The sequence below is a fragment of the Clostridium oryzae genome, from assembly GCF_002029235.1.
GTDB classification, from domain to species: Bacteria; Bacillota; Clostridia; order Clostridiales; family Clostridiaceae; genus Clostridium_AE; species Clostridium_AE oryzae.
In genome coordinates, this window is the sequence record NZ_MZGV01000012.1 from 23,229 (window position 1) to 47,175 (window position 23,947).

21 protein-coding genes and 1 other annotated feature are annotated in these 23,947 nt (G+C 31.7%); of the genes, 9 read left to right on the forward strand and 12 right to left on the reverse strand.

Annotated elements, in window-relative coordinates:
* Nucleotides 1–57 precede the first annotated feature (57 nt).
* The 4 genes from CLORY_RS07540 to CLORY_RS07555 all read right to left on the reverse strand — a co-directional run bounded on the left by CLORY_RS07540 (nt 58) and on the right by CLORY_RS07555 (nt 4,968).
* Entirely contained in the window at nt 58–1,332 is a 1,275-nt protein-coding gene (locus CLORY_RS07540; RefSeq protein WP_079422906.1) for an adenylosuccinate synthase, read from the reverse strand.
* Nucleotides 1,333–1,533: 201 nt separating this feature from the next.
* The gene (locus CLORY_RS07545) at nt 1,534–2,415 is read right to left on the reverse strand and encodes a LysR family transcriptional regulator (protein WP_079422907.1); all 882 of its coding nucleotides are present in this window, start codon (nt 2,413–2,415) and stop codon (nt 1,534–1,536) included.
* A 97-nt stretch (nt 2,416–2,512) separates the two neighbouring features.
* A complete protein-coding gene (locus CLORY_RS07550; protein ID WP_079422908.1) occupies nt 2,513–4,339 on the reverse strand; it encodes a DUF6323 family protein in 1,827 nt (608 codons plus the stop codon).
* Between the two features lie 239 nt (nt 4,340–4,578).
* A complete protein-coding gene (locus CLORY_RS07555; protein WP_079422909.1) occupies nt 4,579–4,968 on the reverse strand; it encodes a GNAT family N-acetyltransferase in 390 nt (129 codons plus the stop codon).
* 141 nt (nt 4,969–5,109) lie between these two features.
* Here CLORY_RS07555 and CLORY_RS07560 point away from each other — a divergent pair, with 141 nt between their 5' ends.
* Complete coding sequence (locus CLORY_RS07560) at nt 5,110–6,825, forward strand: MutS-related protein (RefSeq protein ID WP_079422910.1); 1,716 nt, start codon at nt 5,110–5,112, stop codon at nt 6,823–6,825.
* A 34-nt stretch (nt 6,826–6,859) separates the two neighbouring features.
* Nucleotides 6,860–7,324, forward strand: coding sequence for a MerR family transcriptional regulator (locus CLORY_RS07565; protein ID WP_079422911.1), 465 nt, complete (start codon nt 6,860–6,862; stop codon nt 7,322–7,324).
* A gap of 99 nt (nt 7,325–7,423) precedes the next feature.
* Here CLORY_RS07565 and CLORY_RS07570 read toward each other — a convergent pair whose 3' ends face one another.
* Entirely contained in the window at nt 7,424–8,827 is a 1,404-nt protein-coding gene (locus CLORY_RS07570) for a Na+/H+ antiporter NhaC family protein (protein WP_079422912.1), read from the reverse strand.
* A 151-nt stretch (nt 8,828–8,978) separates the two neighbouring features.
* Here CLORY_RS07570 and CLORY_RS07575 point away from each other — a divergent pair, with 151 nt between their 5' ends.
* On the forward strand, nt 8,979–9,215 hold the full coding sequence (locus CLORY_RS07575; protein WP_079422913.1) for a DUF2164 domain-containing protein: 237 nt from the start codon (nt 8,979–8,981) through the stop codon (nt 9,213–9,215).
* Between the two features lie 14 nt (nt 9,216–9,229).
* Nucleotides 9,230–10,378 (forward strand): SH3 domain-containing protein, encoded by a 1,149-nt coding sequence (locus CLORY_RS07580; RefSeq protein WP_079422914.1) that lies wholly within the window; start codon nt 9,230–9,232, stop codon nt 10,376–10,378.
* Between the two features lie 104 nt (nt 10,379–10,482).
* Here the strand turns inward: CLORY_RS07580 and CLORY_RS07585 are convergent, their stop codons facing one another.
* A complete protein-coding gene (locus CLORY_RS07585) occupies nt 10,483–11,805 on the reverse strand; it encodes a S41 family peptidase (protein WP_169911557.1) in 1,323 nt (440 codons plus the stop codon).
* Nucleotides 11,806–12,155: 350 nt separating this feature from the next.
* Here CLORY_RS07585 and CLORY_RS07590 point away from each other — a divergent pair, with 350 nt between their 5' ends.
* Nucleotides 12,156–13,343, forward strand: a complete 1,188-nt coding sequence (locus CLORY_RS07590; protein WP_079422916.1) for an SH3 domain-containing protein — start codon at nt 12,156–12,158, stop codon at nt 13,341–13,343.
* Between the two features lie 38 nt (nt 13,344–13,381).
* Here CLORY_RS07590 and CLORY_RS07595 read toward each other — a convergent pair whose 3' ends face one another.
* From CLORY_RS07595 to CLORY_RS07605, 3 genes are all read right to left on the reverse strand, one after another.
* On the reverse strand, nt 13,382–14,044 hold the full coding sequence (locus CLORY_RS07595) for a class I SAM-dependent methyltransferase (protein ID WP_079422917.1): 663 nt from the start codon (nt 14,042–14,044) through the stop codon (nt 13,382–13,384).
* Nucleotides 14,045–14,154: 110 nt separating this feature from the next.
* Entirely contained in the window at nt 14,155–15,036 is an 882-nt protein-coding gene (locus tag CLORY_RS07600) for an alpha/beta fold hydrolase (RefSeq protein WP_169911558.1), read from the reverse strand.
* A 347-nt stretch (nt 15,037–15,383) separates the two neighbouring features.
* Nucleotides 15,384–15,860, reverse strand: coding sequence for a helix-turn-helix domain-containing protein (locus tag CLORY_RS07605; RefSeq protein WP_079422919.1), 477 nt, complete (start codon nt 15,858–15,860; stop codon nt 15,384–15,386).
* Nucleotides 15,861–16,010: 150 nt separating this feature from the next.
* Here CLORY_RS07605 and CLORY_RS07610 point away from each other — a divergent pair, with 150 nt between their 5' ends.
* The 4 genes from CLORY_RS07610 (at nt 16,011) to CLORY_RS07625 (ending at nt 19,149) form a co-directional block, all read left to right on the forward strand.
* On the forward strand, nt 16,011–16,415 hold the full coding sequence (locus tag CLORY_RS07610) for a BlaI/MecI/CopY family transcriptional regulator (protein WP_079422920.1): 405 nt from the start codon (nt 16,011–16,013) through the stop codon (nt 16,413–16,415).
* On the forward strand, nt 16,408–17,949 hold the full coding sequence (locus CLORY_RS07615) for a M56 family metallopeptidase (RefSeq protein WP_079422921.1): 1,542 nt from the start codon (nt 16,408–16,410) through the stop codon (nt 17,947–17,949). Before CLORY_RS07610 ends, CLORY_RS07615 begins: the two co-directional genes overlap by 8 nt.
* A 140-nt stretch (nt 17,950–18,089) precedes the next feature.
* Nucleotides 18,090–18,440 (forward strand): hypothetical protein, encoded by a 351-nt coding sequence (locus CLORY_RS07620; protein WP_079422922.1) that lies wholly within the window; start codon nt 18,090–18,092, stop codon nt 18,438–18,440.
* 58 nt (nt 18,441–18,498) lie between these two features.
* Entirely contained in the window at nt 18,499–19,149 is a 651-nt protein-coding gene (locus CLORY_RS07625; protein ID WP_079422923.1) for a hypothetical protein, read from the forward strand.
* Nucleotides 19,150–19,354: 205 nt separating this feature from the next.
* On the opposite strand, the gene pheT is transcribed toward CLORY_RS07625, so the two are convergent.
* The 3 genes from pheT to CLORY_RS07640 form a co-directional block, all read right to left on the reverse strand.
* Entirely contained in the window at nt 19,355–21,379 is a 2,025-nt protein-coding gene (gene pheT, locus CLORY_RS07630) for a phenylalanine--tRNA ligase subunit beta (RefSeq protein ID WP_079422924.1), read from the reverse strand.
* Between the two features lie 15 nt (nt 21,380–21,394).
* The gene (gene pheS, locus CLORY_RS07635; RefSeq protein ID WP_079422925.1) at nt 21,395–22,402 is read right to left on the reverse strand and encodes a phenylalanine--tRNA ligase subunit alpha; all 1,008 of its coding nucleotides are present in this window, start codon (nt 22,400–22,402) and stop codon (nt 21,395–21,397) included.
* Nucleotides 22,403–22,483: 81 nt separating this feature from the next.
* Nucleotides 22,484–22,779 (reverse strand) — a binding site (T-box leader).
* A gap of 368 nt (nt 22,780–23,147) precedes the next feature.
* A complete protein-coding gene (locus tag CLORY_RS07640; protein ID WP_079422926.1) occupies nt 23,148–23,822 on the reverse strand; it encodes a 4Fe-4S binding protein in 675 nt (224 codons plus the stop codon).
* Between the last annotated feature and the right edge of the window lie 125 nt (nt 23,823–23,947).

A 23,947-nucleotide genomic window follows, 5' to 3' on the forward strand; every position in this document is an offset into this window, starting at 1 on the left:
GACTCAGCTGCAAAAATAAAGCTTTGCAACCGAATCCTATAAAAATACATATTCTATTTATCTTACTATTATTTCTTCTCTCTTCGGTCCGTTAGATATATATTTAATCGGATAGCCTACCTGCTGCTCAATAAATTCAATATACTTTCTAGCATTTTCAGGAAGATCAGCATATTTTTTTATCCCTCGTATATCACATTTCCAGCCATCTAAGTATGTGTAAACAGGCTTTGCCTTATTTAAAAGTGGAGTTACAGGAAAATCGGTTACCGTTTCGCCGTCTATCTCATAAGCTACGCATACAGGTATCTTGTCTAAATATCCCAAAGTATCAACAACTGTAAATGCTATTTCCGTAGTCCCCTGAAGCATGCAGCCATATTTAGTAGCCACAGCGTCAAACCACCCCATTCTACGTGGTCTGCCAGTGGTTGCACCAAATTCGCCTGAGTCTCCTCCTAGTTTTCTAAGCTCATCTGCCTCTTCACCAAAGATTTCACTAACAAAGGCACCCGCTCCAACACTTGAGGAGTACGCTTTAACCACTGTCACAATATCTTTTATCTCATAAGGTGGGATTCCAGCTCCTACTGAAGCAAAACCAGCCAGCGGTGAAGAAGATGTAGTAAATGGATATATTCCATTGTCTGGATCTTTTAGAGAACCTAGCTGGCCCTCAAGCAAAATCTTTTTCCCCTGCTTTATAGCATTATTTAATAATACCGCAACATCGCATACCATAGGTTTCAATCTTTCCCTATAGCTTATAAGTTCATTATATATAGCTTCTTTATCTAGTTTTGGAGCGTTGTATAAGCTCTCCAAAAGGACATCTTTTTTATCGCAATTCTTCTTTATATTTTCCTTAAGCAATTCATCATCAAAAAGCTCACATACCTGTATTCCTGTCTTAAGATACTTATCTGAATAAAACGGAGCTATACCCGATTTTGTAGAACCAAAACTGTGAGAGCCAAGTCTCTCCTCCTCCAATTTATCGAAAAGTATATGATAAGGCATAACTATTTGTGCTCTGTCAGATATCTTTATATCAGGCATAGGAACTCCTCTTTCAAGAAGACTATCAAGTTCACTAAAGAATCTTTCCATGTTAAAAGCTACCCCTTGAGCAATTACATTTGTAACCTGCTGTCTGAATACTCCTGATGGCAATATATGCAGCGCAAATCTTCCATAATTATTTATTATCGTGTGTCCCGCATTAGCTCCGCCTTGAAATCTAACAACAATATCAGACTCCTCAGCTAACATATCAGTGACCTTTCCTTTTCCTTCGTCTCCCCAGTTAGCACCAACTACTGCTTTAACCATAATCTAACCCTCCTGAAATATAAAGACAAACTTTGTTTTTGCTTAATCAGCAAGTTACAAGGAATAACTTGTTATGTTAACATCAAATTTAAGACTCAACTTGCTTGTCTAATCAATTAATCAATCTTTTTACAGTATAATGCTAACATACATTTAAATATAAATGAAATTGATATTACTTATACTTGCCATAAGTTTTACTTATGGCATTAGTAGTTCTAAAAGTTTTTTGCCTGATGGAGATATGGGCAACTTATCCTGAGTGATTATGCAGATATTTCTTTTAGGGATTGATTTATTTAAATTCAACTGAAACAGCTGTCCATTTTCTATCAGTTCTTCAGCAAAATTCTTAACAACGCAGCCAATACCCAAGCCTCTTTCAGCAAATTGAACAATGAGGTCACTGGTAGCAAGCTCAAATTCTGGATTTAAAACTATTTCATTGTTTTTTAAAAATTCATCTACATATTTTCTTGTACTAGTTCCATTCTCTAAGCATATGATAGGATATTTATCAAGTTCTTCCAGTGATATAGTCCTATCCTTAAGTTCTACAAATCTGTTATTTGCAACAAAAATGTCTGCTATAGCTGTTACTGGTATTACATCAATTCCCTTATGATCATTTACAGGCTGACTAACTATCCCAAAATCAATTTTACCTGCATAAAGATACTCCACCGTCTGAGGTGTTGGTACATTTGTTACTTTAACTTTCACTTTAGGATACAGTTTATGGAACTCCTCTAGATATGGCAGCAGATAATATTTCAACGTCATATCACTAGCTCCTATTCGTATCTCCCCTGTTTCAAAGTTAATAAATTCCTTGAATTTACGTTCTCCTAAAGCCATATATTCAAAACCTTGAGATATATAAGTAAATAGCACTTTGCCTTCTGCTGTAAGGTGTACTCCCTTTGAAGTTCTGTAAAACAAATTGCCCTCCAAAGAATTTTCCAACTGTTTTATTATCTGGCTTACTGCCGGCTGTGATATAAAGAGTTCCTCAGCTGCTCTGGTGATACTGCTATATTTAGCTACGTAATAAAATACTTTATAATATTCAAAATTAATCATGTTATAATCACACCTTATTTCATCAATAAATAATATAAAACATAATTATATGTAAATGTCAAGTGCCAGGCACTTGACATTTCAGAAATGATGAATATTAAAAGATTAATTCTTCATAATCCACTTCATCTATAAGTTTTTCAATTCGTATTATTCTATTGTTATCAAGCATTTGAAGAAATTCGCAGAAATACTTTTCCCATTGTATATCCTTATCACTTTTTTTATTAATAAGAAGCGATATATTTCTATCACCATCCCTAAGCTCCTCGAAAAAAACTATTTTAACCAAAATAGTTAATTCAATTTCTCCTAGCTTAGAAAATAGATAAGTATAATCATCTTCAAACAGACAATCTCCATTCAATAAATCTATATAATCCTGAAGTGAAAAAACTGATGAATAAATAATTTCAGCCTTTTCTGCTCCATTTGAACAATTTAAAATTCTATCAAGCATTATTTTAAACTCTTTTGTATTCATCCGCTTTCCTTCATCAAAAACAACTCCATATTGTTTATCCTTATGGTGATCGACTACGATGACGCTATCTAAACAATTATGTTCTAATGCATTAAAAATTCTACATTCTAAAAAAAGCAAATAGTTATTCAAATATCTAATAAGATTAGTGTTGTGAATATTTAAATTATTTATTAAGTCCTCTAATGAACTAATAATAAGCTCCTTTATCAGGCTTGTTTCCATTCCTTTAAGTTGTATGTATAATTTAGTGTACTGCTGTTCTGAAATCGAGAGGATTCCCATCTTATTACTGCAAATATTAGAAAATATCGCATTGTTTATTACAACCTCGAATATATTAATAAATTCTATTCTGTGATTTAGTTTGCACATTTTTCCATAATTCATTAAAAGTTTATTTATCTCTTCATCCTGATAATTTCTGCAAAACTCATTCTCAAGCTCTAAATTTTTAAGATAGTTTTTTATATACGCAATACCTTTAACCTGCATATCATCGAATATAAGTGGATAATCTACACTCACTATTGTGTTTTGTGCTCCAAAGATTACATTATATTTTTCAAAAAAGATTGGTATTCCTTCATCTATAGTTGAATTGTATGCTTCTATATCTACATTAAGTCTGTGTTTTTTTACTTTTTCATATAGTCTCTTGGTTTCCCTTAAACAGCAATTTAATAATTCGATTCCACTTTTGAAAATTTCGCTGATACTGTTGCTCTTAAGTTCTAACAATGCTCTTTCAGCATTACCTATGCTGATCAAATAAAAATCTATAGTATAAAGGATTGAATTTAGTAAACCTTCTGCTGTCGCTTCACTCACCGAAGAGTTTTCTCCTCCTGTATATCTGATGATCTGTTCCTTCAATAGATCCATTATGCTGCGCTGAATTTTAATCGCAGCTTCGCCTTTCAAAATTCCTAACTTTACACTTTTTCTAAGAAGTGATATGGTATATTGTCTATTACCTAATGTACTTAAATCAATTCTTATTTTATCTGTTGATGATAATCTGCTTCTAAACTCTCTAGAGAATTCCTCTATTCTACTAACTAACAGTTGTATTGAACCTTCGCAACTATTTTCAAAAAAATCTTTCATTAGTTCAAGTATTTTTTGATCTGAAATTCTATCCTCTGTTTCATTTCTCAGATAATAAAATAAATCCTGAAGTTCAATTAATATTTGCACATAATTTTCTACGTTTGCGAAAGAAGATATATCAAAAGTTCCAATTATCTTCTTTGTAACTTCAAAATTCAAATCAACTCTTCCATAGTTTTTTAATGCGTTGCTTCTTTCGTTAATTATTTTCTTTGCGTCTTCAATAGTTAATAATAAGCCGCTTTCTTTACTAGCTTCTATCAATTCTTCAACATACGTGTTCTTTAGCAAACCTTGCCTGGCGTTAAAAAGATTTGGCAGATTCATAAAAACCCTCCCAATTGTATTATGGTAGCAAAAATATTTCTTGACTTTTATCTAATTATGTGGTATGATATAAGATGTATAGTTATAATAATTATATCTAACAATATACATATGTCAATATTTTTTAATATTTATTTGCTAAACACGTTTAAAAATCAAATGATAGAATATAGCACTGGTGTCTGATTGGCAGCAGTTTTTTACGTTTTAGAAAACGCACATACAGGATGCACTCCTTTTTATAGTGCTTTTTTGAAACATATACTATTCGAATTTCCTTCATATTGTCCAAAATTATCTATTACTGTATATCCACTACTTTCATACAAACCAATAGCCTCATTTTGTTTTACTCCTGTCTCTAAAACAGCATATTTAAATCCCTTTTCAATTCCAAACTGTTCTAATTTAGCTAATAATAGTTTTGATAGCCCCTGTCCGCGATAAGCTTCCTTTACAAATATTCTTTTAATCTCAATTGTTCTGTCATTATATTTTTTAAATGCTCCACAGCCTGCTGCAATGTTATCTTTATAAATAACAACTACGTCTTTTATGTAATCTAATTTATTAAATTTATCATACTGCTTTTGCAATTTTCCATAACGTTTATTAAGTTCTTCATCCAACTATGCTGTCCATTTTATAGCAAAAGTAATTTCTCATATAATATTTCTCTATAATATAGTTATTGACTCTCCCCTCACTGTACACTTTATAATTAATATAGAAAGTATATTTTATCTTCTATAAAGAGAGGTGAAGTTTAAATGTCACAATCTGTCCTTGTTAACAGAGTAAGTCTTTTATGGCCTGATGAAGAAACTAGAAAAAAGAGTAAGAAAATAATATCTCTAAGCGATGATAGTTGTACCGATATCGGACTTGATAAATTAATTGATGAATTTGGAGTGACAGGAGCTTACAGAGCTTTCATTAAATCAGTATTTACTAACATGTGTGAGGACACAAATGTTATTAATTATCGTTTGGACATTATTGATGATATTATAAATAATCCAGAAATTGAACTATGCCTAACAAACATATTTTCCATAGCCTGTGAAGTTGAAAGAATTTCGGTTCCCGAGAGTGCTGATAGTCCCTACGTTCAAAAATTAGTAAAAAGTTTTAGAGAAACAGATCTCTATGGAAACTGCCTTTGCAGATGTAAAGCTTCTATATTAAAAGTATCAAAAAAGTTAAAAGCTCAAGGATTATGTAAATTGAGAGATATAGTAATGTATCTTTCCGAAAAATTTGAATATGACGATAATATTTGTGTAGCGGAACAAGAAGATGAATTCATTAAGCCTGCAAGTATAACACTGGGAATAAATTTAGATACAAATCTAAGACCAATGGAAGCCGCAATTTTATCAGTAAATAATTACAAATATACGAAAGCTCCTTTTCTGAATCGGCTAATTGACGGTAGCAATGATTTTCATACTAATTATAATTTTCATCCAAATGGTGAAAGTGGGATAAAAAATACTATAATAAAAGGTTTAGAAGAAGCCAGTGAGTCCGTTGTACGAATAGATAGTTCTGCTTTACAATTAAGCCTGATTTCAGATCTTGATAGAATGATGAAGAATACTATAAATGCATTGAGAACAATTATTCACAGATATATAAATACCTACTCTCAATTTTTTGTTGATTTAAAATATGAGCTTTTATTCTTCTTAGGTGCGGTAAGGATTATCAAAAAAATTAACTGTATTGGAATGAAAATGGTAAGACCAAAAGCTTATCCAAAGGACATGAAGGTATGTAATATAAAAAAACTGTACAATATAAACCTTGCTTTCAGATCTGAACAAAGTAAACCAATTACAATAGTGCAAAACGATATAGCCTTTTCTGAAAATAGTAATATATTTATATTAACTGGTCCAAACAGCGGAGGTAAAACCACTTATATTAACGCGCTATCACTTATTCAGGTTTTATTTCAAGCAGGAATGTATATACCAGCACAAGAAGCAAGTTTAAGTCCAGTGGACAATATATATACCCATTTTTCTTCAGAAGAAAAAAAAGACACAGATTATGGACGTTTAGGAGAAGAAGCTCATCGCCTAGATTATATATTTAAGCATGCTACAAACTATAGTTTTATAGTATTAAATGAATCATTAGCAAGCACCAGTCCTAGTGAATGTCTGATAATGAGCAAGGATATTGTATATGGCCTCAAACTTTTAAATGTAAGAGCAATATTTGCTACCCATCTGCACGAACTCGCTTCAACTATTGACGAAATTAATACTACTTGTGAAGGCAAAGGAGCTGTTTGCAGTTTAGTTGCAGGTGCTGAAAGGAAACATTCTTTGACCAACGCCGATTGCTTTCAGCGTACCTACAAAGTCATTAAAGCTCCTCCCGAAGGCCTAAGCTATGCAAAAGATATTGCTGAAAGTTTTGGCATTAGTTATGCGCAAATAAAAAAAACTCTTCATCAGCGGTTGATGATATAATATTTATATTAGATTTTTTAGAAGGTGTTAATAAATGTTAAGAATAGGACAAATATCAAACTTTTCTAATATATCGATTAAAACACTGAGGTATTATGATAGGATTGGTCTTTTTAAGCCTATGTATATCGACCCTTCAACTAACTATCGGTATTATGATGAAACACAAATCAATAAATTAAATATGATAATAGATTTAAAAATGATAGGGTTATCATTACATGATATTGTGCGAGTAATGAAAAATAGTTTTGATAAATTGCTTTTATTGGACTTGCTTTCAAAGAGGCGAAAACAATGTGAAGACAATATAAAATTTGAAGAGTTAAAAATTGAAAATATCAATACAATCACAGAAAAAATCCAGCAGCATGATAAACTCAATAACTATCTTGTAGCAGAAAAAGAGATTTACGACGAAAAACTCGAGAGACTTATCTCTTTGGATAGTGCTGACTCTGCCGAAAGACATGCAATAGAGGAAGCGATATGGCTTTAAAAAATGGGTAGGAAGTGATTTCCGTCGGCTTGAAAATGCCTCCTCCAACTACTTCCTACCCTCCTATGCTAACTCTATGCATTTACAAAGTATTATTTTCTAAAGTGTAAAAAGCCCCGCTAAAAGATAAGCTATCGTAGTCATCGCAGCTCCAGCTAGAAGATATGGAAATGACGTAACAAGATGATCACCATATGAAATATTCGCCATTCTTGCAGATAATGGTGATATGACTTCAGATACTGCTCCTCCAGCCCAAACTGTACCTATTATCATAGAGATATTTATGCCAGAATTTATGGAAAAGTTAATTGCAACAGGCATAATTAACGCCCAAGTAGCCCATGAAGATCCAATAACATAGGAAATCGTACCTGTTAGTAAAAAAATCATAGCGGGTATAAGCATTTTAGGAATGCTTTTCACTAAGTTCTCATCTATTAGTCTGTTAAATCCTAAATCTTGTGTAACTGACGTAAGTGCCCAACTTAGTACTAATATTATAACAAGAGATAAAATATTTTCCCCACCTTTAACTATATGAGCTTCTATCTCTGCAAGGCTAATCTTCTGAATCAAAAAATATATGGATGTAATAAATATAGTAAATATAACCCCTGAAAGAATTGATACACTGAAATTAGCAGAGCTTATTGCTCCAATAAAACCATCTGATGATTTAGATTTTCCTGTCCACCAAAAAAAGAATATTGTACTAATTAGTAAAATCAAGACTGGTATAATCAGATTTCTGCTGTTTTTGGGATATTCCTCAGTATATCTATTCAATAATTTTTCATTTTCAATATGTATTTTAGTAAATTCTTTATTTTCATCTTCCGCCTTCCCTATTCTAAACCTTCCAAAGCCCAAGCCAAATATAGTTATCCCTGCAGCAATAAATATCATGATCCATGCAAAAAAGTTCCATAGAAAACTTTTTATAACTAAAGTATACGCATTTTCTGTAATGCCTCTATCTTTTATATTATTTGCAACCAGTGTTACCATATATCCCAGATAAGCTGTGGCTATTGGTACTAACAATATTATCTGACGGCTAGTAATTGATAAAATGAATGCAAACCTTTCTTTAGAGCCTTTCACTTTTTCAAGTATGGGAGACATTACCGAGCCTACTGCAATCGTATGAAAAGAGCAGTCAAAAAAAGTTATTAATGTTAATGCCCATGCCCATCCTAAGATTCCTCTTTCAGTCTTTACCCATTTACCTACTTTCTCACTAAAACCAGAAATTCCCCCTGACATTTCAATAAGTTCAGCCAGTGACCCAAAAGCAATCAGAAAAAATAAGGTATAGCAGCTTTCTTTATTAGTCACAGCTTCTACCATATATTTGCCTACCTCTGCAATCCCTCCTATTATTCCGCTATTTATGAATGTTCCAGATAAAACTCCAACGAATAATGAAGGTATGAGTTTCTTAGTCTTGAATGTAAGTATTATAGTAATAATTGCAGGGACTAAAGATAACCATCTCATATATTCTCACCTCAATATTAGTTTAAGCAATATAGAATATAATATGCTGCATCAACAAAACCTATTTTTCCATATTTCTTTTTAATTAAACATGATTTTATGCTATAATATGGTGTATACATGAAATATTTAAGTTAGTTTGGAGGATTTTATGAAACCTAAAAACAAGATAGTAATAACGGACGAAAAAAAGAAAGAAATGATTTCTTCTATTAAGGAATACTTTCTTGATGATCGTGACGAGGAAATAGGCGATTTAGCTGCTGGAATGATATTAAATTTTATAATAGATGAATTGGCACCAGAATTTTATAATCAGGGTGTGTTTGATTCCTATAAATATATGAACGAAAGGATAGAGGATTTATTATCAATCCAAAAATATTGATAAGGAGGCTACCTATGGTAAAATGGAAAGCGGTGTTATCTGTTCTGACTATATTAACTTCAACTTTATCTATATCAACTTTAAATGTTAATGCTGTGACGCTACCTTCAATATCAAGGGATAAAGCAGAAAAGAGAGCATTGAAAATTATCAATTTATCATGGAACTATACTGCAGCAAAAAATAGCAAAATCAATTCTAAATATGCTAAAAATGTTATGCTTCCAAAACAGTTCCAAGGTGTAAAAAAAACAGAAGCAAAAGGTATACCATACAATTGGGGCGGCATGGATGGTGTTGATACCCATTCCTATAATGCTCCTTGGACAAACTTTATAGATGCAGTTACCAAGGGTGCCTTCACAGGTAATATAGATACCGATTCGAGACTTGGATATATATCTGGAACAGCAGGAATGGATTGTTCTGGTTTTGTGCAATCTGTTTTTGATATTACAGGCTCTAGACAATCCTCGAGTACGCTATTAAATACATATTTTGAGAAAATTAATTTAGACGACATAAAACATATGGATATTTTGGACAAGCCTGGCACTCACGTAGTTATATTTGATAAGTGGGGCACTCAAAATGGAGTATATGGTGCTTTTACATATGAATCAACACCTGATCAGACCTACGGTGGTATTCAAGGTACAAAAAAATATTTTATGAGCTTGAATACAATTACTAAGAAAGGTTACATACCTGGAAGATACATAAATATTACCGAAGATCAAAATACTGAAGGAAAATTTAAAACAGGTGGATATGCTATTGTCTCGAGCGCAAATATCTCAGCAGATTTAAGATCGACTTTTAACAAAAATTATAAAGTATTAACTACTATTCCAAAAAGTACGGCACTATATTTAGTAAGTTACTCAAATGGTTATTATAAAGTTTCCTACAATAATAATATAGGTTGGATTAAAGAAAACGTATTGGTTAAAGTTCCTAAAAATAAATATGTTACAGTGACCGGAGCGTCTGGACTAAATATAAGAAAAAATACTACTACAAAATCTGAAATAGTTGGAATCTTATCAGAGAATCAATATGCTGAAAAAATTACTCAGTCAAAAGACGGTAACTGGTACAAGGTGCGTGTTAATGGGATTACTGGCTGGTGCTATGCTAAATATCTAACCTATCTGCAGTAAAATATGATAGGAAGTGGTTTTTGTTGGCTGGAAAATGCCTCCTCCAACCACTTCCTACTCTATTATGCATTTAAATATATTATTTTGCCGTTGCTCTATAATCGCTAATTTTTATATTCTTTTACTGCTTCATAGGCATCATCTATACCACTTTTATAATCATTATAAGATTGTTTAATTGATATGTCCGGTATAAAATTAGACTTATATCTATCCGTCAAATCAAAATACTTTGTTGAATATGATATTGATAGTTTTGAATTGGGCAAACTAATGATTAGGACTTCCCCATACCCATTTACATTTCCGCCTGTTGGTTCACCCAAAATAATAGCATTAGTATAGCGTTTTAAATCTATTGCGGCAAACACACCAGATGAAAATGTTTGTTTTCCTATTATAACAAATACTTGTATGCTTTTATGCAATTTTTTTCTTAATTCATTTGCAAATTTAGTCATGAGGAGTGAACTTCCTCCCCCATTGTACCTTAAATCTATGATCAGTTTATCAATTTTCTTCTTCTCTATTGTTCTCATAACCTTATCTGTAAATTTATCGAAATCAGGATATGATTTGTAATCTTTATATGAATCTCTGATGCCGATAAGCTTAACTATCTTTTGTGCTATCTTTCTATCCATACATTGATTATACTGAAAATAGAGTATTTTATCGGTCGGTATATATTCATACCAGAACGGATTAGGCTTTAATTTTTTAACTTTATATTGATATTCTACAGGGACATGAGTCATAAAGTTTTCAACTTGCACCATATTATCTTCCGAATATGATGGTTTAATTGTAATTGTAGTGATTTTATTACCATCAAACGAAAAATCGGTGGTTCCATTAGAAGTTATATTCAAATATTTTAAAACATCATAATATGTAACATATTCTACATTATTAACTTTTAGCCATTGTGAGTTCTCATGCGATATTAGCGTATTAACTTTTTTTATAACTTTATTAATTTTGATACCATTAATAGCAATAAGCTTTTTACCCAAAATACTTTTATATTTTTTATTAATTTTAACTACCCTTAATTCATTGCCAAACCAACTTAATCCTATGGGATACCTCTTAATTTTAGTATCCATGACTAAATGTGTATGAGCATCTCCAATAGACGCTACCATATGTGCAATTCTATATTTGATTTGATAGTTTTTCAGTTTGGGTACATCATTCTCTAAATTGAATACTTCCTTGTCAAAATCTTTTTTCTTTATGTGATGATACAAATTCGCATGATCTTTAAGTAGCGCTCGATTTAAATATTCTATATCCTCTATCCACTTTTTATCTCTACTACTAAGTGAATTTTGTTTATTACTAATGTTACAGCCTGAAATTACAATTAATAGAATAATAGCAGCTAACATAAACTCCATTTTCCGTTTTGTGAATATACGCATTTTGAATCTCCTCCATTCCATAGCTCGATATTCATTAATGTGCAAATTAATTAAATATATAATACCATATATTCAATTGATTTACATATAAGATAAATAAGCATTTATGTACTAATATAAAAATAAAGACATGTGCAGCTATATAAATTCTTATGCATGCCGTTAAGAAATATAATTACCACTATATTACATTGATAACTATCGATTGCTGCTTGTCCATGTTTTGATTGTTGATGGTATTGCATACCTCAAATATAATTATATTATAAAAACGTTTTCTTGGCAGATGTAATAAAATCATTGCATCTGAAATTCGTTATCTGCAAAAACGATAATTAAGGGGTGGAAAAATGAAAAAAACTTGGACAAGCTTTTTGGTTTCAATAGTTACTCTGTCATCATTAATTGCTATACCAACTTATAAAGCAAAAGCTACAATACAAACTGCTATATCTAGAAGTCAGGTTGAGCAAAGGGCTGTAAAACTTATTGATTTAACCTGGACCTATAATGCAAGTAAAAATAGTAATATTGATCCAAAATACGCTTCCGGTGTAACTCTTCCAAAACAATTTCAAGGTGTGACTACAGCGCAATACAAAGGAATACCTTACGATTGGGGCGGAATTGATGGATTTGATACACGATCCTACAGCGCTCCCTGGACAAACTTCCTAGATGCTATTGATAAAGGAGCCTTTGCGGGTAACGTTAACACTAGTCTCGGAACTGGATATATCCAAGGAACTGCAGGAATGGATTGCTCAGGATTTGTACAAGCTGCATTTAATATAGTAGATTATAAACAATCTACTACAACTTTGCTCAATAATTATTTTAAACAAATTCCATTGAGTGATATTAAACATATGGACATCTTAGACAGGCCTGGTAATCATGTAGTAATTTTTGATAAATGGGGAATATTAAACGGAGTAAATGGTGCCTTCACATATGAAGCCACTCCAGATCAAACCTATGGGGGAATTCAAGGCACAAAAAGATATTTTCTAAGCATGAATTCAATATTGAACAAAGGATATATACCTGCAAGATATATAAATATACTTGAGGATACCGTCACCCAAACTACACAAACTACGCAGACGGCAGAAACCATAGCTCCAAAATTCACAATCGGCGGTTATGCTCAGGTCGCTAATGTAACTAGTTATGCTAATTTTAGAGAAAACGCCGGAACAAATTATTCAGTTGTGGGAACTATTCCTAAGAACGCCATTTTAAATCTAATCAGCTATTCAAACGGTTGGTATAAAATTAGCTATAGCGGAAAAACTGGATGGGTGTGGCAGAATACTTTAGCATCACTACCCTCAGGAAAATATGTAACTCTTACCGGCGCATATCAATTAAGTGTAAGAAAAGGTCCTTCTACAACTTATCAGATAATTAAGACACTTTCACAGGGTCAATATCCAGAAAAGTTAGGTGTGTCAACTGATGGTTACTGGTACAAAATCAGAATTAATGGAATTGAAGGATGGGCATCGAAGAAGTATTTAACCATTTTACAATAAATAGGAATCCGTTTGCAAGTTTTTAGGCCTCTAGGTACCTATAAATATAGGTACCTTGCATTTATATAATAATATTTACAATCCTGCTTCTGTGAATCTATGTAGCAATAGTCTACGTGACGTACTTTCTCAACTTCAAAATTAGCAAATAAGTCTAAAATATCATCAAGATCAGCATAGAAATGCGGTACATCTTTTTCTGGCCCCTCTTCTTTATTTATTACTGTGTTTTCATCTAGCTTAGGATATCCAGACTTTTTGAAATCCCAGGATTCCTTTGAGCACATTGACGTATAGATTTCTCCTCCTGGCTTTAATACACGTTCTATTTCATTAATAACCCTCTTTGCTCCAGCCGTGTCTGTATGAGAAATAACATGATATGCAAATACACCGTCAAACGAATTATCATCATATGGTAAATCAGTCATATCTCCAACCTTTATATGAATATCAAGGTTTTCTTTATCAGCCCACTGTTTTAAATTATTCACACCATAATCTGATAAATCTATAGCAGAAACATTAAAGCCGTATTTTGCAAAAAGTATTGAATGCCTTCCTAGTCCTGACCCTAAGTCCAACACATTTTTAAACCTTAATTGCAACCACTTATTAGCTATATAGTAACTATCTTCACACGGTTTTAGCCAAGGCGACTGATTAGCTTTCTCCCATTCCCATCCTTTTGAATCTACCATCTAAAACCCCTCTTTCAAATTCACATCAATATAATGAATCAAATGGATCTTCAACAATTTTCCATTTAAGTATATACCATATATAGCTGGCAATCAAACCCAATATATACTTATTGGACAAAGTATTCTATAATTCTTTTATTAATTGTCTCCGATATTTCGTGATTTATACCATGTCCAACGCCTTTAAAAAACTGATATTCTAATTTATGTTTTTCAAGTTTTTCTCTTACCTTTTCCAAATCCCCTAAAGGGTCTGCTTCACCAATTAGAAATAAGCACTTTCCAGATAGTCTGCTTATTTGATCGTCATTAAAGGAATCTATCCTATGTTTACTCATTGCCATATTATTAAAACCTTTAAGAAGGTTTAGATAATGTTCCATAATATCATCATTATCAGTAAACACTTCACTATGCTCACCTGAAAGTTTTTTTATCAATCTAATCATGTTCTTTTGCGTCGGGAATAATGCTTCTGGTAAAAAAACCTTCATCATTCTTTTAATAGGATGAGGGCTGCCTACAGTAGATACAGATCCTGCCATGCAAACCATTCGAATTACTTTTTTCGGTCTCATAATACCATAATGATGAGTCATGTAGCTGCCATTTGATACCCCTGCAACATATGCTTTTTCTATATTAAGTTTGATAAAAACTTCATCTATCCATAAAATTTCATCGAAGCTTTTATTGTAGTTTTCATTTGGGCAGCTTTTTCCAGGTCCACCCATAGTATCTACGGCATAGATACGAAAATGCTTTGAAAGTTCTTTAGCATTGTAAATCCACATTAATGCAGAATCATCGCCAACTCCATGAAACAATACTAAAGGCGGATTATCTTCATCACCGCATGTAATTACATGCGTAGTCCCATACTTTGTATCGATATTTTTTTCCTCTACATCAACTCCCCACATGGTCAACAGCTTATTATAAGTTTCTAATATCTTTCTTTTTGCTTTTTCATTTTTATAAATTTTCATAATAATCTCCATTTCGCCGATGCCGCAGTCAACACAAATAATAATGAAAAATTGTGTATTTTCTTGCTGGCGCTTTGTGTTCAAATCTTAATATATCTTTCATAAAATGCTTTTATATACTTAATCACGTCTTTTTTAGCTCTTTTAACTTTTTCTTCTGTTATTTCTCCATTGCTAAAATATCTTTGAAAGGTAAAATATATAGGAGCATAATATTCTGCAGCAAGAAGTTCAGTATCCTCCTGAATGCACTATCATTATCTGCTTAAAAAATATATAATAAAGCTCTATTATCATATAGCCACTTAAGCATTTTTTGATTAATTTTAGCCAGTTCTTCATATTTATCAAATCTGCTGAAATATGCTGTACTTATGATTTGTGTTGAGTAAATAACATAGGGTATAGCCTTTCTTCTTCTGAAAGTTTGCAGACACTTTTATTTTCTTGTCTGTTATCATAACTTGCTCCTGTTTCAAATTTATTCTATATGGTTTCATTACTTTGTGATTTTTTAAATATTCAGTTAGAGAGCAATCATATTCCCGTTTAAAGGCTTTAAAAAAGCCAGCATGGGTATCAAACCCATAAGTCAGTGCAGCCTCTACCATTTTTTTACCCAGACGTATTTCATAAATAGCATTTATAAGTTTTCGCATCGTTACATACTGCATAACAGGCATTCCAACAATCTTGTTAAATATTCTATAATAATGAAATATGGAAAAACCCGCGCTGTTAGCCAGCTCCGAAACAGATATATCCGTTCTGATGTTTTTCTCAATAAAATCTAAACTGTTTTGAATTATGTTAATATTATTCATAATTAAGCTATATTACGACATCGCATTTTCTTATATATATATCCTAATATTAATTTGTATAAAAATTTTGTATTTCCATGTAGAAACAAATAGACTATAATTATAGTTGATTAATGTTTAATAAATTTTTATACGATGGAGAAGATTCACATGAATAAAACAGAAAATATAACAGATTCAGAAATAATCGTAATGAAAGTTATTTGGAAAAAAGAAAGATGTACCGCTGCTAAAATTATCGCTGAAGTGTCTAAAAACTCTGATTGGCATTTTAGAACAATAAAAACACTACTTAGAAATCTTGTAAAAAAAGAAGTTGTTGGTTATGACATAGACGAGCATGACAGTAGAATTTATCATTATTTTCCTCTTATAAGTGAGGAGGATTACTTAAGACAGGAAAGAGAAAACTTTACAGATTTATACTATGACGGTAATGTCGGTGCCGTTGTCGCAGGCTTTCTAAAAGACACGAAGCTATCAAAATATGAATTACAGGATTTAAAGAGAATTTTAAACAACTGCCTTGGTGGAGAAAAGAGTAAAAATGAATGATTTTATTGGAATTCAACTTCTGTTTTTTAAAGTTTTAGAAAATTCTATATCCGCTTCTATGATAGTAATCATAATTTTTCTGATAAGAAAGTTTACAAAGAAAGTACTAAACGCAAGATTCATCAGTTGTATATGGATTGTATTCATACTCAAACTAGTACTGCCTTTCACAGTTTTAAATTTTACAAATATAGAAAATTTCACAGAGCCCTACATCTATGGAAATTTGTATAATAATGCTATTAATATAACCGCAAATAGTATATCTGAAATTCAAAAAGCTTCTGGGTTAGGAAATTACAAGCAAATTAAAAAACAATTACCTGTATATACAAATGGTACACGTTCAAAACAAATACTTCTTATAACAGATAAAAATACAGTACACGCTTTCAAACACTCTAATAACACAAAACTAGTACTCAATATATTATCATTTACATGGTTTATTGGCTGCATCATTTATTTGTGCTCAATGGTTTATAAAGATATGAATTTTAAAAAGGCATTTGTTAAATCTATTTATCATGATGATAAAAATGTAATAGATACATTCTTGCAATGTAAAAATGATCTTAAGATTAAAAAGGACATAAAATTGATTAAATCTGGTATTTCTATGCCTGTTATTCACGGGATTTTTAAACCTGCTATTCTTCTTCCGTATGATACTACTGCGTTATTCACCACCAGTGAATTAAGATATATTTTGCTGCATGAACTTATTCATTATAAGAAAAAAGATCTGTTATTATTCTGGCTTATAAATATATTATCTGCCATTAACTGGTTTAATCCATTAATACATATAGCTATTAATAAAATTGAAGATGATTGTGAATTTAAATGTGATTTAAAGGTACTTAGTATGTTAGAATCTTCTCAATATAAACAATATGGCATGCTTCTCATAAAACAAGCTGAATTTAATATGAATAGACGCTCAATTAATAGTTTCTGCCCTAGTTTATTTAGAAAGAATTCCCAATTAAAATTTAGGATTAAAAATATTGTGAATTATAATAATAATTATTATAAGCCGTTAACCTACATCTCAGCCATATGCATTGCTTTATTTTTTCTCTTTATACTCTTCCCGCATGATAGTTTATATAGAGAAAGATTAAAATACATAAAAACCCCTCCAACTTTATATGCATTTTGGATAAAAGATACTAATACTTTAACAAACATTAATTCTATTCAGAGTATGACAGCTCAAATGGTCAGCATAGGTACTGAAGACAATAATGTTAAATTGATAGGCAAATTTAAATTAAACAATAGAATAAAGTATAAACTTTTTCTTCAGGCAACCTGTCCATTACCGGTTTTTTTTAAAAAAGACTATGTTGAAATTGATACAAAATCAATTCTAAAAGAAGCTAAAGAAAGAAAGCTTAATATTGGTAAAATATATCTTATAGCACAATATCAGATATCCACCGCAAAACCTTTTACATCAGCGATATGTAAGCAGGTATTGCTTGATTTAGATACTCTTCATAAACTTAAAAAATTAAAATTAAATTAGCAATGTAGAAAAAAGACTATAAAGCTAGTCTTTTTTCTACCGATATATAACTATACTACTCTAATTATTTGTAGCTCAAAAGATTATGTTTATAGTCTTTTAAGCTACAAATAAATTTTAAAATAGGAAGGAGATATCGTATGTATCAAATAAATCCGATATCATTATTAAACGAATATAGCACCTTATACAGTAACCCATTAGCTGCAAATTTAAGTTTTAGCAAAGTTCTATCAAACATTACCAACGCAAATACAATAAGTTCAACTTTAAATAATAGATTAAATTATAAAACTTCTAATGATACTAATATAAGCAATCTAAATTCTGCATCTAAAAACACTGAAAATTGTAATACATATAATAATACATTAAATGAATTAACTAATTTGTTTACATATCAATTAATGAGCAACATAATGCTTTCAACTTTAAACACAAACAGCCTAAACAACAGTGTACTTGGCGGCTTATCTTCCAGTATGCTATAGAAAAGCCAGAACTCTATATAATATTGCTTTACACTAGGATAGAATAAGGAGGATTTCTATGAATATTGATTTTAATGCAACTGTCAAGGTAAGTCAACCATACAAGTCAAAAGTTGACAATTCACAAAAAACACGCACAGTAAAAACTGAAGATAAAAAAGAAGCTAAGGATTCAGCCTACTATGTTAACAAAATAAAAGGAAGCGTGCCAGGTACAGAAGTTATAGTTAAGTCAATGACCTCATCGGATGTTAAAAAGTACTATGAAGCATGGAAGAATGCACCAATTTCTTCAAACGAGCTAGGCCATCAGATTACAGTATCCCCTAAAGTGTTAGAGAAAATGGAGAAGGATCCTGTATATGCAAAGAGTATGATGTCAAAAATACAAAGTGCAGCTACACCGCAAGGATTTGAGGGAGCACAGCTACTTGAATATAAAGTTTTTGTTAAAGATGATGGTGAAATCGAAGTAATGGCGTGTGCAGATTGGCCAAATCAAAATAAAAACAAAGTATCAGACGATGATGAAGAAAAGAAAAAAAGGGCTAAGAAAAAACTTGAAGAGCTACAATATAATACATATTCATTTGATAATGGCAGACTAAACTCTACATCACAAGAAACTATTGATAAAAATCTGATGCTTTATGATAATTATCTTTATCAAAATGCTATAATATCAAAGTTTAAGAATAACCTACTATAATTACCTACAAAAATAAGAGCAGTCAATGTCAGTAAACTACACCCACATTGATTGCTCCCTTTATAATAAGTTCTATATAGCAAATATATTTAACCAAATTTATATTTTTCAAGTTTCTCTCTTGCGTTTTCCATATTTCCTAATAGATCTATTGGGCTAGTTAAATTAAACATATCTTGTTTATCTGTTTAATTATAACACCATGTTATCTAAGCATAAGCCTATTTGCATTGAGATGCTTAACAAAACTTTCCTTCACATTATTTACTTCTTCAAGCTTCAATGTTCTATCAGGATTCAATACTTCAAGCCGTACTGTTGTACTCTTCATATTTTCCGGGATATTATCTCCTAAATATGTGTCGATATATTCGATTCTCGTAACTAGTTTGTGATTGAAATTCTTTATATTTTTATCTATATCTGCATATGGCATACTTGTTGAAGTTAATATGCTGAAATCAAGATAGGTTCCAGGGAATTTAGGAATAGCTTTATATTTGATTTCCTTCTTTTTTATACTGTTTAGTGCCTCCAAATCGATATCTAAAACATTTATAGAATGGTTACCATCAAATGCTTTTAGTGCTGCATTAGAAACTGAATATATATATCCCAAATTTATATCTGCATAGCTAATACAGAGACAATTCTGTTTATACTCGTTGAATTCTGGTATATAATTAGGTTCAACATTTTTTATCACTTTTATCAAATAGCTGCTGATTCCTTTCGTATATCTGTAGCTAGACTCTTCACACTCATCACTATAAAATGCTGCTGTCATATGCCGAGACTGATTTAAATTCTCACCATCCAAGATAAAAATTCTTCCTATCTCGAAGATTTTTATTTGTTCATAACTCTTCCTGTTTTCATAAATGATTTTTATGATATTAGGACAAAGATCACTCCTCAGCTTATCAAACTGTTTAATAGTTGAATTAGCCATTTTCAACGTATTACTATAGGTGTAACCAAGCTTTTTCAACCACTTATTATCATACCAAGAGTACGTTTGAACTTCACTAAAACTGAACTTTCTGACTAATATATCCTTTATCAGATATTCCATATCTCTTACAGAGTTTTTCACACTTACTGAGGAAACCATTTTATTTGGAGCTGCCTTAATGTTACTATATCCATACACTCTCAGAATTTCCTCTATTATATCAGCTTTACAGGTAATGTCCTTAGTAGCTCTAAACGTAGGAACCTTAACTTTGTATAACCCGTCTGCTTCTTGAACTTCAAATTGTAGACTGGTCAATATATCTATTACAACAGATTTTTCTATATTGTTTCCTAAATAAGTTTCAATATATTTATGCTGTATATCTATTATTAATGCTTTTGTCTCCTTAATGCAGTTATCATATAGTGAAGTTTCCAACGTAACTTGAGGCTGATACTCTTTCAAAAGTTTTAAATATCTACCTATTGCAATAGGTGTAAGTGAAGTATCTAAGAACTTTTCATACCTTGCACTGGCATCTGTCCTTATACCAAGTGCTGTTGCCGTCTTTCTAACAGCTACTCCGTCATAGGTTGCTGATTCTAACACTACATCTTTTGTATTCTCAGAAACAGCTGAGCCCTCACCGCCTATTATTCCTGCTATTGCTATCGGTTTATCATCACCATATATCATCAAAGTATCTTTCCTAACTTCCCGCTTTTGATCATCTAAAGTTTTAAGCTTAACTGGCTGCTTTATGGAGTATACATTAACTGTATCAATAGTACCAGCATCAAAGGTGTGCATTGGCTGACCTATATCCATCATAACATAGTTTGCAATATCCACTATAATGTTGATAGGTCTTATACCACAGTTTTCTAATCTAGTTGTAATAATTTCAGGTGACCTTCCTTGGATTATATTACCTATTTTTATGCCTGAATACCTTAAACATTTATCTTTTTCTTCAATTTTAACCTTTAATTTATTTAGCTCTTTACTTTTGAGTTCCTCTTCGTTAACATAATCAATGTCTTTTAGTTTTTTTCTTGTTATTGCTGCAATCTCTCTTGCCATGCCGTAATGACACCATAAGTCAGGTCTATTTGTAAGAGATTTGTTATCTATTTCGATTATTACATCTTCATTTATTCTCTCAACTCCTTCAATTTCAGCTGTCGTAATAGTCAGTTTATTTATTAGATAATCAACATCGACATCTCCTAAATCCACATAATCATTAATCCAGTTTAGTGACATTTTCATTCTTACCCCTCCTATTTATTTGAACTGCTTCAATATTTTTAAATTGCCTGAGTTAAATACCCTGATATCAGGAATACCATATTTCATCATCGCAAGTCTTGTTAGACCTAGCCCGAAAGCAAAACCGGTGTACTTTTCATTATCTATACCGCCATATTTCAATACATTTGGGTGTATCATACCACAGGGCAGCAATTCCAGCCATCCAGAATGCTTACAGGTCGGACATCCTTTTCCTCCACAAATCTGACACTTAATATCTAGTTCAAAGCCTGGTTCTACAAAGGGGAAATATCCTGGTCTAAGTCTTACTTCCGTTTTTCTACCGAATACTTCACTAAGCATAATCTCCATAGTGTACATAAGATTAGCTACAGATATATCCTTATCAATCACAATTCCTTCCAATTGATAGAAAGTATTCTCGTGAGAGGCATCGATATCCTCATTTCTGAAACACCTTCCAGGAATTATAGCTCTTATTGGCGGCTTATATTCGTGCATTATATGCTGCTGTCCGGCTGAAGTTTGAGACCTGAGTACCATGCCATTTTCCAACCAATAGGTATCTTGCATATCTCTTGCTGGGTGGTACTTAGGTATATTTAACGCTTCGAAGTTATAATAGTCTGTTTCAACCTCATCGGTATCTGCAATCATAAATCCCATGCCCTTAAAAATCTCCTCTATTTCCCTTTGAACAATCGTAATAGGGTGATAGGTGCCTTCTTCAAAATCCGAAGCTGGTAGTGTTATATCAAACTTGCTCTTCAAATCGCTTTTTTCAAATTTATCTTTCAGCTCTTCCACCTTTTCAGTAATATAATTTTTAAGTTTATTTCCTTTTGCTCCAATAAGCTTTCGTTCATCAATTGAATATTTGCTCAAGGACTTCAATATATTTGTCAATTCACCCTTCTTGCCAAGAAAAGAAATTCTTACCTGTTCAGCTTCTTCTATTGTGTTTACCTGCTGTAATGCTTTATCCACAGCATCCTTTAATTGTATAATTATATCTTCCATTTCTATACTCTCCCTCCTGATTAATGTAGTAATGTTCATTAAATTCTATATATCCGGATAAAATAAAAAGCCCCTCATCCTAATAAGGACGAGAGGCTGAGCTCACGTGGTACCACCCTAATTATCAATAATATTATAGTAATCTGCTAAATTTTAGTGTTGCAAAGATACTATAAGAAAATTGATATCTCATAGAGATACAGGAATCAAGTTCCGATATCCTCTTTCTTTTAACGGCGAAAGCTCCGTTTTGCCTAATTCTACTTCAGCTCCAAACTCAAGAGGGAACTTCAAAACACTCTTCACTGCAGGTTCTCATCTACTCCTGCTCTCTGTAAGCTTCAAGTACATTTACTTTCCTCTGTCATCGTTATATCTTTATAAATTTTATGTAATATTACCACAAATCTATTTTTATGTCAATACGATATAAAAAATGAAATGTTGTGGCACTACGGAGATTGATCCGTTCACTAAACACTTATAACACAAATTTTATGCAAATTTCCTAATTGGGGCAAAGTGAATGTTATAACAAAATTTCGTATAAAATTAGTATTCCCTAGTTTTTATATGATAATTTACATATGGTTTTCTAAATATAATCACCCATAGTATAAGCGCAGCTCATAAGTGACGATGCTGCTCCAGTATCTCCCTGTAGTTACTCTATAAGGATATTAATTTTTGCTGGTCCGATAACACTTCCAAAATGTTTTAATATTATTACGAACACTATCTTTTTTCAATGTATAATATTATGAATTTGCAGTTTAATTTTATGATATCCGATAGCTTTTTGTGGGCAAGCTGCTGCACATCTGCCGCATTGTAAGCAATCTGAATGGCTTAATCTGCTCCCCCTATACATATATGGTTTCAAACCTAACGGACATTTTTTCTCGCATATTTTACAAGAAACACATGAAGAAGATACATATAATACGACTTTTCTCTTACTAAGTGCTGATATTGCTGAAGCTAAAGTACCCATGGGGCAGAAATTACACCAAGTTCTATGATTGTAAAATAAAGACATAGCAACTCCAATTGTTGTGGTTACTATGATTAGTCTATAAAACACCCGGCCCACACCATAAATATCTCCAGAAGTTTTGCATAATCGTGAAATAAATACTGTCATCATTAATGTAAGAACTATAATTCTAAAGAAATAGGATTTTAAACACCTCGGAGTTTTTTTATCATTACTAAATTTGCAAACAACATTATCAAAAAAACTTCCTCTAGGGCATATATTTCCGCACCAAAATCTACCCTTAAAAAAAGAAAGGATTATCGGTCCTATCATGCAAATTGCCGCTATCACTGCAAACCTCATGTCAAATAAGCCTACTATTATAAATGCAATTAAGATTATAAAGGAGAACCTTTTCCATACCCTTAAAAATATATTCATCCATACTACCTCCATACCTTATCATAAAATCGTAAAAAGAAAGACAATAAGCATAATCAATGACTATATTTATTGTCTTTCTTACTTATATCTTTATTTCTGGTAGGCATAATATATTCTTAAAA

Bases quoted from the DNA above. Each gene is read 5' to 3' on its own strand.
- CLORY_RS07540 (WP_079422906.1), bottom strand. From the start codon at position 1,332: ATGGTTAAAGCAGTAGTTGGTGCTAACTGGGGAGACGAAGGAAAAGGA.
- CLORY_RS07545 (WP_079422907.1), bottom strand. From the start codon at position 2,415: ATGATTAATTTTGAATATTATAAAGTATTTTATTACGTAGCTAAATAT.
- CLORY_RS07550 (WP_079422908.1), bottom strand. From the start codon at position 4,339: ATGAATCTGCCAAATCTTTTTAACGCCAGGCAAGGTTTGCTAAAGAAC.
- CLORY_RS07560 (WP_079422910.1), top strand. From the start codon at position 5,110: ATGTCACAATCTGTCCTTGTTAACAGAGTAAGTCTTTTATGGCCTGAT.
- CLORY_RS07565 (WP_079422911.1), top strand. From the start codon at position 6,860: ATGTTAAGAATAGGACAAATATCAAACTTTTCTAATATATCGATTAAA.
- CLORY_RS07570 (WP_079422912.1), bottom strand. From the start codon at position 8,827: ATGAGATGGTTATCTTTAGTCCCTGCAATTATTACTATAATACTTACA.
- CLORY_RS07575 (WP_079422913.1), top strand. From the start codon at position 8,979: ATGAAACCTAAAAACAAGATAGTAATAACGGACGAAAAAAAGAAAGAA.
- CLORY_RS07580 (WP_079422914.1), top strand. From the start codon at position 9,230: ATGGTAAAATGGAAAGCGGTGTTATCTGTTCTGACTATATTAACTTCA.
- CLORY_RS07585 (WP_169911557.1), bottom strand. From the start codon at position 11,805: ATGCGTATATTCACAAAACGGAAAATGGAGTTTATGTTAGCTGCTATT.
- CLORY_RS07590 (WP_079422916.1), top strand. From the start codon at position 12,156: ATGAAAAAAACTTGGACAAGCTTTTTGGTTTCAATAGTTACTCTGTCA.
- CLORY_RS07595 (WP_079422917.1), bottom strand. From the start codon at position 14,044: ATGGTAGATTCAAAAGGATGGGAATGGGAGAAAGCTAATCAGTCGCCT.
- CLORY_RS07600 (WP_169911558.1), bottom strand. From the start codon at position 15,036: ATGAAAATTTATAAAAATGAAAAAGCAAAAAGAAAGATATTAGAAACT.
- CLORY_RS07605 (WP_079422919.1), bottom strand. From the start codon at position 15,860: ATGAATAATATTAACATAATTCAAAACAGTTTAGATTTTATTGAGAAA.
- CLORY_RS07610 (WP_079422920.1), top strand. From the start codon at position 16,011: ATGAATAAAACAGAAAATATAACAGATTCAGAAATAATCGTAATGAAA.
- CLORY_RS07615 (WP_079422921.1), top strand. From the start codon at position 16,408: ATGAATGATTTTATTGGAATTCAACTTCTGTTTTTTAAAGTTTTAGAA.
- CLORY_RS07620 (WP_079422922.1), top strand. From the start codon at position 18,090: ATGTATCAAATAAATCCGATATCATTATTAAACGAATATAGCACCTTA.
- CLORY_RS07625 (WP_079422923.1), top strand. From the start codon at position 18,499: ATGAATATTGATTTTAATGCAACTGTCAAGGTAAGTCAACCATACAAG.
- pheT (WP_079422924.1), bottom strand. From the start codon at position 21,379: ATGAAAATGTCACTAAACTGGATTAATGATTATGTGGATTTAGGAGAT.
- pheS (WP_079422925.1), bottom strand. From the start codon at position 22,402: ATGGAAGATATAATTATACAATTAAAGGATGCTGTGGATAAAGCATTA.
- CLORY_RS07640 (WP_079422926.1), bottom strand. From the start codon at position 23,822: ATGAATATATTTTTAAGGGTATGGAAAAGGTTCTCCTTTATAATCTTA.